Annotated in this window: 10 protein-coding genes; 3 read left to right on the top strand and 7 right to left on the bottom strand. The window is 56.5% G+C overall.

Going from position 1 to position 14,045, the window contains the following annotated elements; translation table 11 throughout:
• Positions 1 to 82 precede the first annotated feature (82 nt).
• The 4 genes from RE6C_RS22280 to efp form a co-directional block, all read right to left on the bottom strand.
• Positions 83 to 1,447, bottom strand: coding sequence for a sulfatase (locus tag RE6C_RS22280; protein ID WP_008660285.1), 1,365 nt, complete (start codon positions 1,445 to 1,447; stop codon positions 83 to 85).
• A gap of 190 nt (positions 1,448 to 1,637) precedes the next feature.
• Complete coding sequence (locus RE6C_RS22275) at positions 1,638 to 2,483, bottom strand: sugar phosphate isomerase/epimerase family protein (RefSeq protein ID WP_008660282.1); 846 nt, start codon at positions 2,481 to 2,483, stop codon at positions 1,638 to 1,640.
• A 100-nt stretch (positions 2,484 to 2,583) separates the two neighbouring features.
• Positions 2,584 to 3,933, bottom strand: coding sequence for a magnesium transporter (gene mgtE / locus RE6C_RS22270; RefSeq protein ID WP_008660280.1), 1,350 nt, complete (start codon positions 3,931 to 3,933; stop codon positions 2,584 to 2,586).
• A gap of 78 nt (positions 3,934 to 4,011) precedes the next feature.
• Positions 4,012 to 4,581 carry an elongation factor P gene (gene efp / locus RE6C_RS22265; RefSeq protein ID WP_008667209.1) on the bottom strand — a complete coding sequence of 190 codons (570 nt, stop codon included), beginning with the start codon at positions 4,579 to 4,581 and terminating at the stop codon, positions 4,012 to 4,014.
• 45 nt (positions 4,582 to 4,626) lie between these two features.
• Between efp and epmB the strand changes: the two genes are divergently transcribed.
• The 3 genes from epmB (at position 4,627) to RE6C_RS22250 (ending at position 8,977) form a co-directional block, all read left to right on the top strand.
• The gene (gene epmB, locus RE6C_RS22260) at positions 4,627 to 5,772 is read left to right on the top strand and encodes an EF-P beta-lysylation protein EpmB (protein ID WP_008660277.1); all 1,146 of its coding nucleotides are present in this window, start codon (positions 4,627 to 4,629) and stop codon (positions 5,770 to 5,772) included.
• A 136-nt stretch (positions 5,773 to 5,908) separates the two neighbouring features.
• Positions 5,909 to 7,657, top strand: a complete 1,749-nt coding sequence (locus RE6C_RS22255) for an ABC transporter permease (RefSeq protein ID WP_052035027.1) — start codon at positions 5,909 to 5,911, stop codon at positions 7,655 to 7,657.
• A gap of 246 nt (positions 7,658 to 7,903) precedes the next feature.
• Entirely contained in the window at positions 7,904 to 8,977 is a 1,074-nt protein-coding gene (locus tag RE6C_RS22250; protein ID WP_008660274.1) for an aldose epimerase family protein, read from the top strand.
• A gap of 397 nt (positions 8,978 to 9,374) precedes the next feature.
• On the opposite strand, the gene RE6C_RS22245 is transcribed toward RE6C_RS22250, so the two are convergent.
• From RE6C_RS22245 to RE6C_RS22235, 3 genes are all read right to left on the bottom strand, one after another.
• Complete coding sequence (locus RE6C_RS22245) at positions 9,375 to 11,909, bottom strand: S9 family peptidase (protein WP_008660273.1); 2,535 nt, start codon at positions 11,907 to 11,909, stop codon at positions 9,375 to 9,377.
• Between the two features lie 344 nt (positions 11,910 to 12,253).
• Positions 12,254 to 13,681, bottom strand: coding sequence for a dihydrolipoyl dehydrogenase (gene lpdA, locus RE6C_RS22240; protein ID WP_008660272.1), 1,428 nt, complete (start codon positions 13,679 to 13,681; stop codon positions 12,254 to 12,256).
• A 96-nt stretch (positions 13,682 to 13,777) separates the two neighbouring features.
• Positions 13,778 to 14,045 (bottom strand): S4 domain-containing protein (locus RE6C_RS22235; protein ID WP_039963048.1); only part of this gene is annotated, 268 nt, incomplete at its 5' end.

The raw sequence follows: 14,045 nt of genomic DNA, 5'->3' as shown, positions 1-14,045 counted from the left end.
CTACACGACCTCCAAAATCGAAAGCTGCTCAAGGATTTCCCAACCACTCCCACCGACTCCATCCGAACGAACACCGGTTCCGTTATCGCTTAGGCTTCACCGCATCTTTCGGCAACCATTTTGCCAGCTCATCTTTGACGATCTGCAGTTCAGGCTTGCCAGCCAAGTTGTCGTACTCATACGGATCGTTGCGGCTGTCGTACAACTCCTCGTCGCCGTTCGCGTACCGGATGTAGCGGTATTCCTCGCTCCGAACGGCATGGTTTTCATACCCATGCGTCGTGATCGCGGGAAAGTCCCAAGCCGCATTGGGGTTCTTCAACAACGATGTGATTTCGCGACCTTCTACATGATCCGGAACCGGCACTCCGGCAAGCTTGCAAAGCGTCGGGTAGACCGACATCAAATCCACGGTCCGTTCACAAAGTGTTCCTGGCGAAGTCATCCCGGGCACGACCCAGATCATCGGCGTCCGCGTCGGTTCTTCCCACAGAGCGAACTTACGCCAGTGTTGTTTTTCGCCGAGCGACCAACCGTGGTCGGTCCACAGAACCAAGATCGTGTTGTCCTTCTGCGGACTACTTTCATACGCATCAAGCAACCGGCCTAGGTTCATGTCGGTGTAGGCACAGGTCGCCAAGTAAGACTGGATCGCTGCCTTCCAACGCCCTGATTTCAAAAACTGCTTGTGGTCTTTGTCTGCACCAGCCATCCGCAGACCGGCTGGGGGCAGATCATCCAGATCGTTTTCACGGTGAGGCGGAAGCTGAATCGATTCCAGCGGAAAGGCGTCGTAGTATTTTCTTGGTGCAACGAAAGGCAGGTGAGGCTTGTAGAGACCGCAGGCGATGAAGAAAGGCTGGTCAGATTCCGAGTTCAGGCGATCGATGCAGTAGTTGGTCGTGTGCCAGTCGATCAGGTCGTCATCCTTCAAATTCGGGTGGACTATGTCGTTGTGATATCCATCCATCTTTTGAACACCGGGACCATTGGACGACAATCCTTGCTTGGACATGTAGTCGGTCCATTCAGAGGCATGAAAATCCATCGAATGATAAATCTTTCCCGCACCGAAAACCTTGTATCCGGCGTTCAAGAATTGAGCTGCCATGCCATCGCCGGCGGGTTGGTACTTCTTCCACTGGTCGCCGTTCTTGTAGCAACCGGTTGTCCAAGGTCGACGCCCACCCATCAACGCGCATCGAGATGGTTCACAAGCGGGAACGGCGCAGTAGGCGTTGGTGAACGCCACACCCATCTTGGCCAGCCGATCAAAGTTGGGCGTTTGAGCTTGAGGATTCCGCCCCATGAACGTCAACCAATGATTGAGGTCATCAACCGCCACCATCAATACATTGGGTTGCTTCTTCGCTTCCGGTTCCGCGGCAGGAACACTCGTCGCCGCACAGACGAGCATCAAAAATAGAAAAGTCAAAACGCGTTTCATTGGGTGTGCCTTTCCACAGGTGGGGCTTCGCCAAAGCGAAGGATGGGAAGTCGCTGAACGTGCCAAAAGCACGCGGAAGAATCGCGTCCTGGATCATCGTGATCAAGAGTCTGGCGATCTCCGATACGGTTGTGAGATAGCAAAACGCGGCCGTCACGAACCGCACATGCCACACGCTTTGCTGTCAGTGTTAGGCCAACACGTCACTGCGGATCTTTGTGAGCAGTTTGATTGCGTCGCCAATCTCTGCTTTTTGTCTCGCCGGGTCTTCTGGGATTTCGCGTTCGATCGTCAGTGGTCCGGCGTAGCCGATTTCGCGCAGCGTCTTCAGATACGTTTCCATGCCGACGTCGCCTTGTCCGAGCGGGACTTCGCGACCGAAGGTGACGCCTGGTTGGTCGCTCCACAAGCCGTCTTTGCAGTGCACGCTACGCACGTGCGAGCCAACTTTGCGAAGTGCTTCGATTGGGTCGCCGGATCCGTACAAGATCATGTTGGCGGGATCGAAGTTGATCTTCAAATTGTCGCGTTCGACTGAATCGATGAACGTCAGCAACCCGTCCGCTGTTTCTTGTCCGGTTTCCAGGTGCAAGAATTGTTCGTTGGACCGACAATGATCACACAGTTGTTGGGTGACTTCGACGATGCCTTCGTAGTCCGCGTCCGCCGGATCGTGCGGAACGAATCCGATGTGCAACGCAACGCAGTCGACGCCCAACACGCGAGCGAAGTCGCTGATTTCCATCATCTCCTTGAGGCGAGCCTGACGTGTCGCCGGCGGAACCAACCCCACTGTTTTGACGACCGTTGGAATGTCGGCGTAGCTTTCGCCTTCGAAGCCACCGAAGACGGCGGTGCACTGGATGCTATATTCATCGAGTTGCGATTTAAACTTCTGAGCGGCTTCGGGAGTTCGGTTGTCAGCGTGCGGGGCGTGCAGCTGAATGGTGGGCAAACCGAGTTCGCGAATGACCGGCCAAGCAACTCCCAGGCCCGCGTCGATGGAAGCGAATACACCAATGGGCCAAGACGACATAGATCGGTCCTTTCAAAGAGTTGCTCGATGAATTGAGAGACGGTGAGAAGCAACGAAGCAAGCGAGCCACCGAGCGGATGGTTTCACCGGTTGGGCGGAATCATCCGAGCAGAACGCGGGCAACGTTGATGTAAATCACGATGCCTAAGATATCAACAATTCCGGCCACAAAGGGGTTGCTCATCAAAGCGGGGTCCAATCCCATCCGTTTAAACAGAATTGGCAGCGTGACACCGCACATGCAGCCGCAGAAAATCACGGACAGCAATGTGCATGGGATCACCAATGCGGCCCACGCCGTCGGAGCGATCGCCAAGGCGACCAAGAAGCCGATCAGCGCCAAAAAGCCGCCCAAGAGCAGCGAAACCACAAATTCTCGCGAAAGAACTCGGGGCAGATCGCTGTTTTTGACTTCGCCGCCGGTCATCGCGGTGATGACCAAGGTCGCCGATTGGCTGCCCGAGTTACCGCCGGCACTGATGATCAACGGGATGAACCACACCAGCCAAGCGAACGCTTCCAGCTCATCTTCATAGGCTCGCAGTGCAAACGCGGTGAGCAGAGCGGCGAAGAACAATATCGTCAGCCAGATCCCACGTTTGTACGACAGTTTGAACAAACCGATTCGCAAGAAGTCATCTTCCAGCGGCGCGACTGCGGCGATTCGTTGAGCGTCTTCGGTCAGTTCTTCCCGCACAACGTCGATGACATCGTCGTGTGTGATGATGCCCAACAGTTGGCGTCCCGAGTCGACCACGGGAATAGCCAGCAAGTTGAACCGCTCAACCTTCCCGGCGACGGATTCTTGGTCCTCGTTGACCAAAGCGACGACGACGTCGGTCTCCATCATGTCGCCCAACGTCTTGGTCGTGTTGCTGATCGCTGAAACCAATTGTCGTGCCGACACGATGCCGCGCAACAAGTTGTTGTCGTCGACGACATACAGATAGTAAATCGTCTCGAGATCGCTGGCCCGGCGTCCCAGTTCTTCGAGTGCCTCGCGAGCGGTGAAACGCTCGGCCAACTTGGCGACGTCGGTCGTCATCAACGAACCGGCGGTGCCTTCGACATACGAACGCAAACGTTCGATGTCGCGGCGGTCGATTGCCGGCAGCAGCGGCAAGATGTTTGCGACCGTTTCCGCGGGCAACCCGTGGATCAAGTCGACACGGTCATCGGGCGGAATTTCTTCGACCAACGCGGCGGCCTGCTCGGCCGGTTCTCGCGTCAGCATTTTTAGTTTTCGGTTTTCTTCGAAGTACCCGAAAATCTCGGCACGCCGATAGGGCTCGGCGTGCTGCAACACCGCCCAAACTTCGGCGTCTTCCAGCCCTTCCATGAACTCGGCCGTGCGTCCAGGATTCAGCGTGACGCAAAATTCCCGCAGATCGGTTTCCTGACCGAGTTGCAGCATTTCGCGAAGTTCGGGCAGGAAGAGCGTGTTGACCATGGGGACCTTACGAGACCGAATTCACGATGGAATCACAGCGGTTCCAACTCACCAACAACGAGCTCGAACGTTTTGAGATCAGTTGTTGACGCGTTCGACGTACTCGTTGTTGAGCGTGTTGATTTTGATGATGTTGCCTTCCTTGATGAAACCAGGAACGTTGAACTCAGCTCCCGTTTCCACCATCGCGGGCTTGGTAACGTTGGTCGCTGTGTCGCCCTTGGTGCCCGGGCCACACTCGGTGACTTCCAGTTGAACGTGTTGAGGCGGTTCGACGGTGATTGCCGCGCCGTTGTACAACGTCATGGAGCACTCGGTGCCGTCCTTGAGATACTTCCAGATGTCGCCGGCGACTTCGTTTGGCACTTCGTACTGTTCGAACGTGGTGCCGTCCATGAACACGTAGTCTTGGCCTTGGCGATACAAAAATTGCACCGTAGTTGTTTCCACGTCGGCAGCTTCCAGCGAGTCACCGCCTTTGTACGTCCGGTCCAGCGTGGTGCCGCGAACCAAGTTTTTCATCTTGCACTTGTACATCGCGTTGCCCTTGCCGGGTTTGACGAAGTTCATTTCGGTTATCAAATAAGGTTCGCCGTCGATTTGAACCTTCAGTCCTTTGCGAAAATCGCTGGTGTTGTACGTTGCCACGGTGGGCTCCACTATCAATCGGAAAAGCCAAACGGATAAAAATCAGTGAACCGAGTCCTGGAAGGAAACGTTCGTGCGGGCAGTTTAACGGCCAAAACGGAGTTTGTCCCGGTGGGGGAACCGCCCAGAAACCAAGGTTCAGGCGATGTTTTTGGCCAAAATCGTGAAGAGTTGAATCGAGAGTCCTTGCAAAGCAAAACACAAGACGAAACGGCGACTTGGCGGGGCTCGATGAAACGTGCCATCCGCTCGGTGGGTGAGCTGCGCAGGCATCTGGATTTGGCCTCGCCCGCGGACGATCCGGATGATGCCGCCGACGAAGATCACGGTTTTCCGGTTTTCGTTCCGCTGGAGTTTGCTGCTCGGATGAAGCCGGGCGACCCGAACGATCCGCTGCTTCGGCAAGTCCTGCCAGTACCCGAGGAAGCGGAATCGCCCGAAGGATTTAGCAGCGATCCTGTCGGCGACTTGCACGCCGCCGTCGCGCCAGGGTTACTGCACAAGTACCACGGACGAGCTCTCGCGATTACCACCGGCGCCTGCGGCATCCACTGTCGATATTGTTTCCGCCGCGAATTTCCGTACAGCGATAACAGCAGTCGTGGTGATCACCTGGACTTGGCACTGAAGTATCTGCGAGAGAACGATTCGATCGAGGAAGTCTTGCTCAGCGGTGGCGATCCGCTGACGTTGACCGATGATTCGGTTGCCGAATTGATGCAGCGAATCGAATCGATCCCGCATGTGCGTCGCTTGCGATGGCACACTCGCATGCCGATCGTCATTCCGTCTCGAGTGACGAACGCTTGGATCGAAAGAATGCGAGCTTCGCGTTTAACGTCTTGGGTCGTCGTTCACTGTAACCATCCCGCGGAATTGGATTCGGAGACTGGTGCGGCGTTGATGCGTTTGGTCGATGCCGGTGTTCCGGTTTTGAACCAAGCGGTCTTGTTGCGAGGCGTGAACGACGATGTGGATGTGCTGGAATCGTTGTGCCGACGGCTGATAGATCTGCGAGTGATGCCGTATTACTTGCATCAATTGGATCGAGTTCGCGGGGCGGCCCATTTCGAAGTCGACCAGGATTGTGGTCGCGCCCTGATCAGTCAGTTAGAATCGCGTCTGCCCGGTTTTGCCGTCCCCCGATTTGTTTGCGAACAAGCGGGTGAAGCATCCAAGACACGTCTCTGATTTGGCCACATGATTTGTGGCATTGCCCTCGTGGCAACTCGCGTTTCTTTCCCGCTCACTGTTTAGGCTTTGTCCGAAAAGGGGATCGTCCCTTATCGAACGGTGCCTCGTCGATTGTCACTCAACGAGAACTGCATTGAACAAGCCGATCGCTGACCCGCCGCTGTCTTCCGTCGCAAACGCAGATGGAACCGTTGCCAATCCGGTCTCAGCGTGGTTGCAGTCAATGATCGCTTCGGTCGTGAACACGTTGCGGTTCAATCCCGTCGCGGCGTTTCGCAACAATCCGGTGCTGCAACGCGAGTTGCTGGTCAACCTGCGAACGAACCGGTCGTTCATTTTGTTGTTGGTGTATCAGTTGGTGTTGGCCGCGGTGACATTGGTCGCTTGGCCGAGTGATGAGCGGTTGAATCTGAGTCAAGATCCGCCATCCGCCCGTCGCTTGGTCGATTTGTTTTTTCTTGGCCAGTATGTGATCGCATCGTTGATGGCTCCTAGCTTTGCCGCCGGGACGATTTCGGGTGAGAAGGAGCGACAGACGTATGAGATGCTGCTCGCCAGTCCGCTCAAACCCGGTGCGATTGTGCTGGGCAAATTAGTCGCCGCGCTCACTCACTTGGCTTTGCTGATCGTCGCGTCGTTGCCGATCATCGTGCTGTTTTTGCCTCTTGGTGGGGTCAGCGTTTACGAGGTCGCGGCAGCGTATCTGGGACTGTTCGTCTCGGTGATCCTGTTCGGTGCCATCGGCGTTTTCTGCAGCAGCTATTTTTCGCGAACCAGTAACTCGCTGGTCGTCAGCTACCTGCTGATCTTGCCGCTCGTGATCGGCGGTGTCTTGATGTGGCAAACACTCGCCGGTGACGGTTTACTCCGATTGAAGGTTGTCGTGCTGGTAGTGCCCGCGTTTGCTTTGGCGGCCGTCACGTTGATGTGCGCCGCGGCGGCTTCTCGAATGTTGTATCCGCCGGACGTGGGTAGCGAAGGCAAAGAGGTTGTTGACCTTGAACAAGAGGCCGCCGAAGCGGTCGGGTTGGTGATCCAGCCCGATCAATTCCCGGACCGTTTGTTTGCTCCGCCGCGACGCGAAACGTTGATGGCCGATGGTGCCAATCCGGTTTATGACAAAGAGATTCATGGCGAGATCTTCAGTCAGGGCACGTTGATGTTGAGGCTGGTGATCCAGATCAGCATTTTGCTCGCGATTCCGTTGATGGGCGCGTTGCTGTTTTGGCAAACGCCGCACGCACCGTGGTTCGCGGTGTATGTGATCGTGTTCAACATGCTGGTCGGACCGGTGTTCCTCGCCGGAACGATGACCAGCGAACGTGAACGGCAAACGCTGGATTTGCTGATGACGACCACGTTGTCGCCTTGGAAGATTTTCTGGGGCAAGTTCGTTGTCGGTTTTCGAGTTGCCTTTGTCCTGACAAGCTTTCTGGTTTGGCCGATGCTGCTGGGCGTGGGGCTGAACACCGACTTCTATTCCAGTTGGTTTTTGATCGTCGGCATGTTCGCGATTCCGGTTGTGGTCAGCGTCGTCAACGCCATCATCGCGATGACCGCGTCGCTGTATCAGGAACGAACTTCGATGGCGTTGATGACCACGTATGTGGCGTTGATCGTGTTGTACGTCGTTCCTCCGGGAGCCCGCGTGTTGGCGTCGACGCTCGGATTGTCATCGACCGTTCAGCAGTGGATCGAATGGGCGGGAGTGGCCAGCCCATTCTCGGCGTTGTTTTCGTTGCCGATGGATTCGCTGTTGATGAGAGGCGACCAGCCTTACCTGGGTGAACCCAATTTGGTGTTCGGCTATTTCGCGTGCAGCTTGCTGATCATCGCGGTGGCATCCTGCATGATCGCGTGGAAGCTGCGACCGAAGCATTAGGAAGAATGGAAAGTGGCTCAGAGACTCAGGGCCACGGGTGAGGTTTTCTTCCGGATCGCAATCTCTCAATTTGCATTGTTCATTTTGCAATTTGCAATTCACCCGGCCCGACCAATCGCGATGCCATAGCAAACCAAGCCCGGGCCAATCGATTCGCACCTTGCGTAAGGCTCGCGAAAATGACAGTCTACAGAGCCCGCGAATTCGCGATTGAGATCCGTTTCCTTTCACCTTTTGCAGCGATTTATGAGCCTCGTCACGACTCCATTTGGCCAAACCAAGGACGGGAAACCGGTCCAGAAAACCACGCTGACCAATTCGCACGGCCACCGTGTTTCGGTCATGAACTGGGGAGCCTCGTTGCTGGAAGTCGAGGTCCCGGATCGCGACGGCAAACTGGCCAACGTGAACATGGTGTTCGACTCGATCGATCGCTACTTGGATCCGCACCCCGGTTTCGGAAGCTCGATCGGTCGGTTCTGCAACCGCATTGGTTTGGCAAAATTCGACATCGATGGCGAGACCTATCAGGTCACGGTCAACCACGGCAAACACTGCTTGCACGGCGGGGAAGTCAATTTCTCGCACAAGTGGTGGGACGCTGATCTGATCTCAGGCAAAGATGCCAATGGCAATCCGGAGATCGGTGTTCGGTACAGCTTGGTCAGCCCGGACGGGGACGAAGGCTTTCCCGGCGAAGTGACGGTGACCGCGGAGTACCGCTGGAACGATGCCAGCGAATTGACGATCGAGTTCACTGCGACGACGACCAAGCCGACTCATGTGAACTTGACCAACCACAGCTACTGGAACTTGGCCGGCATCGCACCTGGTGACGGCGGAGCAAGCTCCATCCATGATCACGTCGCGCTGCTTCACTGCAACGAAACCTTGGACGTCGACGAGGACTTGATTCCAACTGGAACGACCTCGTCGGTCGAGGGAACGCCTTTCGATTTCTTGCATCCTGAAACCTTCGGCAAACGCATCGATCAACTGCCCGCCACCAAGGGCTACGACCACTGCTACGTCGTCGCAGGAGAACCTGGCAAGCTGCGACCAGCGGCCCGCGTGGTGGATCCGAAATCGGGCCGAACGTTCGAGATTGAAACGACTCAACCGGGCATGCAGCTTTACACCGCCAATCACCTGGGCGGCAACGCGTCGTCAGCCGGACACAAATCGCACGAAGCGTTCTGCTTGGAAACGCAGCACTATCCCGATGCTTGCAATCACCCGAATTTCAAAAGCACACTGCTGCGTCCCGGTGACAAATTGACGGAAACAACAGTGCATCGGTTTGGTGTGGATGCTGGTTGATTGGAGAGCAGCCGTTGTCACCAGCTCACAACGAATCCGTTGATTCGTTGTGGGCACTGAAAAAGTTAAATTGACAATTGCAAATTTGAGATTGACTTGGGTGTGGTGCAGCGGTTTGGTGAGGCCGCGGGTTCAGAGGTTGAAACCGCCGCAATGGATTTCTCGACGCCTGCTGCTCCCCACATGACTCCACCACCATTTTACAATTGTCAATTTAACTTTTTCAATCGCCGCCGTAGGCAAGCCACAACCCAGGGCGTTGCCCTGGGCTGGCATAGGACTGCCCTGTTAAGGCCAAGTCGCGGAGCAAAACCTTGTGCAGTCCAATGCGGTGTCAATCTCATGCGGTGAGTAACCGGGCCTAACGGCCGTCGGCTGATGTGATGGGGATGGCGATTCACTTCAGGTGCTGAAGGATGAAGTTCGTCATCATGGTTCGCAGGTGATAGCGGGTTCCTTCGCCTTCGCTGACCGAGTGAGTTCGTCCGGGATAAGCCATCATTTGAAACTGTTTGTTCTCGGCGATCAGCCGATTGATCAGGCGTGCCGATGACGCGTAGTGCACATTGTCGTCGGCTGTGCCGTGGATCAGCAGCAACGGATCCGACAAGCCGCTGGCGTGCGTGATGGGCGAACCTTGGACAAACGCATCTCGGTTTTCGGTGACCAATCCCATGTAGCGTTCTTGGTAGATCGTGTCGTAATCCAGCTGGTCCGGAACGGGAGCGACCGCGATCCCCATCGAGTACAGCTCCGGGAACTGAAACAGCCCGTTGAGTGTCGATGATCCGCCGCCGCTCCATCCCCACAATCCAACTCGCTCGGGATCGAGAGCAGCGAAGTGCTTGAGCATCGCTTGTGTCGCGTGGGCTTGGTCGGAGATCGAAATGCGGCCGATTTGCTTGTAGATCGATTGCCGAAACGCTTTCCCGCGAGGGGCGTTCGCGCCGCGGTTGTCGACGCTCGCGACAGCAATTCCATGTTGGGTCAGCAGACGGTGCCACAAGTAGGTCATTCCGCCGTATTGGTCGAGCACGGTTTGCCCCGCCGGTTCGCCATAGACGTGTACAAGTAACGGAACGCTCTTGGGCGGCAAGCTATCAATCGAGTTGTCTTCGCCCACCGGCATCATGATCCACACGTCCAGCTCCATGTCCTTGGACGCCGGGTCATCAGTGAATTCACCGATGGGCAATCTCAAGAATTCCATGTGAACGGGAGCGAGCTTTTCGAGGTTTTCGTTGAGCTTCTCGTTGTCATCAAATGCCTTCAAACGCTTGTAAGGATCGAGCTGAACCAGTCGCTGCTGTGGAGCGGAGTTGAAGTCGGACCAGGACTCCACTGCGTACTCCGCCGTCGGGCTGATCGAATAGGAGAACGTGCCGCCCTCGTCCGGGGAGACTCGTTCGGGCGTGGTTGCGAGCTGTCCGCTCAGACCTTGCTCGAGCGATACGCGATAGAGTGCCCGTTGGGATGGCTGTTCCGGCGACGCGATGAAGTCGATATGGCTGCCGTCCTTGGCGACGACTGCAATCGAAATCACGTCCCACGACCCGCCCGTCACCGGCGTGATTCGCGAAGGAAGATTGGATTCTTCCTCAAGCGATTCGGGGGAAGGGATTTCGATGGCCTCGATGTGTTGCCATCCGGATCGTTCTGACAACCACAGCAAACGCGGCGATGAGTTGTCGGATGCATCGCCCGCGAAGACGGCCCCCGGCAGCCAGTGCAGTTCTCGGAGATGTCGCACCCAAGCGTCGCTGACTTCCGTGTGAATGTTGACGCAGTGGCCGGTTTCGACATCGCAAAGGAAGACATGATTCTGATTTTGCTTTCGGTTGAGTTGCTGAATCAGCAATCGCTCATTGGCGTGTGCGAACTCGCTGGGCAACCAGTCAACCGCGGCGATGTAATTTTCTCGCGGGTCACCGGGGAGATCCAGCCACACGGTCTTCTTGCTCGTTCGATCCCAGACGCCGACCTTGGCGGCGGAGTTGGTTTGGCCGACTTTGGGATAAGCAAACTCAACCGTCTTTGCATAACGCTCGGACGTGTTGTCAATCATCGTTTGGATCGGAACACCGTTGCTGTCCAGTTGCCAAAACGCCAGTTTTTGACTGTTGGGGCTGAAACGCAAACCATTTCGCAGGCCAAGTTCCTCTTCGTAGACCCAATCGAAAGTTCCGCTGATCAACCTGGGATCATCCGAGCCCGCGACCATTTGGAGCTCACCGGTTTCGCAGTCTTCCAGGTACAAATCGTTATCGCGAACGAAGGCGATCGATTCACCATTGGGGGCGAAGGTTGCGAACATGGTTTTGGCGTCGGGAGCATCTTGGCCGCCAACCTTTCGCCAGGTTGCTTCTACCGAATCATCGCTGAGATCACGCAGCCAATAGTCGCCGCGGGTGTGTTGACGCCAGACTCGACGAGTGTTGTTGTAGATCAGCAATCGCTTCTCATCGGGAGAAAGCGTCCACTGGCTGATTTCGATCGGCTTGCGAGTGTATTCGTCCGAATCGGTGTCCTGCGCATCGCTCTGTGTCTCATCGCCTCGTGTTTCGGCGTCTGGCGAATCTAGGTCGCCTTCCTCCGCCGGCAACAAGAACTTTTCGCGAGGCACGATGGTTGTCGATTCCATTTCTGGGATCGAAACCTGGTCCAGCGTCGGGCCATCTTTGCCAGTCTTTCGTTCCCACAGAACGTCTTCGGTGTCGTCCCATTGCAGCGTTCGCGACTTTGACCGGAAGTCGGATGTTTTGAAGAGCCGACGCAAAGACAGTTTCGCCGGATCCTTTTTGGGCGGCGACGGAGGGGCCACGGTTGTTTCCGGCGATTCAGCCAGGACGGGCGAAGTCGTCGTTGGTAGGAGACCAAGGAAGGCAGCGGTCAGAGCCAAGGTGGCCAAAGCGAAACGTCGACGGGCGAGCATGCAGCACCATTGTTAGCAGGAACGAAGGTGTGCAGTTTGGCTTGCCGGGCGAGCCGTTTCCACCATGTCGCGAAGAAACCGTGGCAGCGGGAGAAACCAGGCCAGCATTCTCGCCTGAAGGCAGCGAGGGCGTGGTGGGTTTTGCCGTGCGGGGTGGTCGCCTCGCTTTTTGGCAAAGCATCGGCGTGGAGCCATGTGGGACATGGCCTACGGGGAGCCGGGTTCGATTAGGATTCGAGCGAGACGGGTGATTGCAAATTGCAAATTGAACAATGCAAATTGGCAATTGGTGGGACCGTGTCCGGTCCCCACCTGTGGCCCTGTGCCACTTTTACACTTCCCGATCACTTCCGCTTTGGTTTGTAGATCTCGGTCGCGGTTCCGAAGTGGACTTCGCCGGCATTCATCAACGTTTCGCTGAGCGTTGGGTGTGGGTGAACGGACTCGGTGATGTCGGTCACTTCGCAGCCCATTTCGATTGCCAGCACAGCTTCGGCGATCAGTTCACCAGCACCGGTGCCAACGATGCCGCATCCCAGCACGCGATGCGTTTCTGGATCGACCAGCCATTTGGTCAAACCGTTGGTCACTCCGATCGCTTGAGCACGACCGCTGGCCGCCCACGGGTAGACCTCGACGTCGACCTTTCGGCCGGCAGCTTTGGCTTCGCCTTCGGTGAGTCCGGCCCACGCGATTTCGGGATCGGTGAACACGACGGCCGGGATGGCCGCTTTGTCGAAGGCGACGTTCTTGCCGGCCAAAACTTCTGCGGCAACTCTGCCTTCGTGAGTGGCTTTGTGAGCCAGCATTGGGTCGCCGGCGACGTCGCCGATGGCCAAGATGTTCGGGTCAGCGGTGCGTTGTTGTTCGTCACAAACGATGAAGCCGCGTTCGTTGACTTCGACTTGCGTGTTTTCCAGGCCCAGTCCACGGGTGACGGGGCGACGACCGATGCTAATCAGGACTCGGTCGTAGGATTCGGTGCCGAACTTGTTGGGCCCTTCGAAGCTGACCACGACTTTGTCGCCGTCTTCCGCCAACGAGCCGACTTTGGTGTTCAAGAAGATGCGTCCGTCGCACATCTTGTCGACTTTTTTCGCGAGCGGTTTGACGAGGTCACGGTCGGCACCGGGCAGCAGGCCTTCGCCGAGTTCGACCACGCTGACCTTGGAACCCAAGTGAGCGTACACGGTGCCCATTTCCAAACCGATGTAGCCGCCACCGACGACGAGCAAGGTTTCGGGAATGTCTTTGAGTGCCAAAGCACCGGTGCTGTCCATGACTCGGTCACTGCCGATGTCAAACGCGGGTGGCATGGCAGGAACACTGCCGGTTGCGACGATGCACTTGTCGAACGTCAGCTTGCCGCCTTCTGGGATCGACTCGTGATCGCCTTCGAGTTTCAGTTCGTTGGAGCTGACAAACGAACCGCGAGCTTGGATGACGGTGACGTTGCGGCGTTTGGCCAGACCGCCAAGTCCGCCGGTCAAGTTGTCGATCACTTTGTCTTTGCGAGCCCGGACGACGTCGACGTCGATCTTGGGTTCGCCGGAGTACTCGATGCCCCACTCTGATTTCAGTTCTTCCACTTCGCTGATGACCTTGGCCACGTGAAGAAGAGCCTTGCTGGGGATGCAGCCACGAATCAGGCAGGTCCCGCCAAGGCGAGGTTCTGCTTCGACAATTGTGACTTCCATTCCTTCGTCAGCTGCCAAGAAAGCCGCCGCGTATCCACCGGGGCCACCACCGAGAACGACAACCGGAGCGTGCATGATTGAAACCAGAGCAAAAAAAGAGACGATTCGGGAAAGGAAACGGCCGCGTGAAAAACACGCGGCCGATGAGTTGCAATCCGTTGTTGACCCGCGTTAGCGAGACAAGAATTCGACGACGCTGTTAGCGTCGACGGGCAGGCTGATGTCAACCGCACCTGGCAGCGACAAGACGGTCGCACGCAGCGTTTCGCTGTCGAACGAGACCCAATCCAGTCCATCTGGTGGCGAGTTGGCGATCACGCCACGGTACAAGTTCTTCAAGTTTTCGCGGCCGCGAACTTCGATCAAATCGCCAGCACGAAGCATGTAGCCGGGCTTGGTGACCTTCACACCGTTGACGCGGAAGTGACCGTGGGTGATG

The organism is Rhodopirellula europaea 6C, from assembly GCF_000338295.1.
GTDB lineage: Bacteria > Planctomycetota > Planctomycetia > Pirellulales > Pirellulaceae > Rhodopirellula > Rhodopirellula europaea.
Note: the sequence above shows the minus strand (reverse complement) of the source record. Positions and strands in the feature narration are given on the sequence as shown.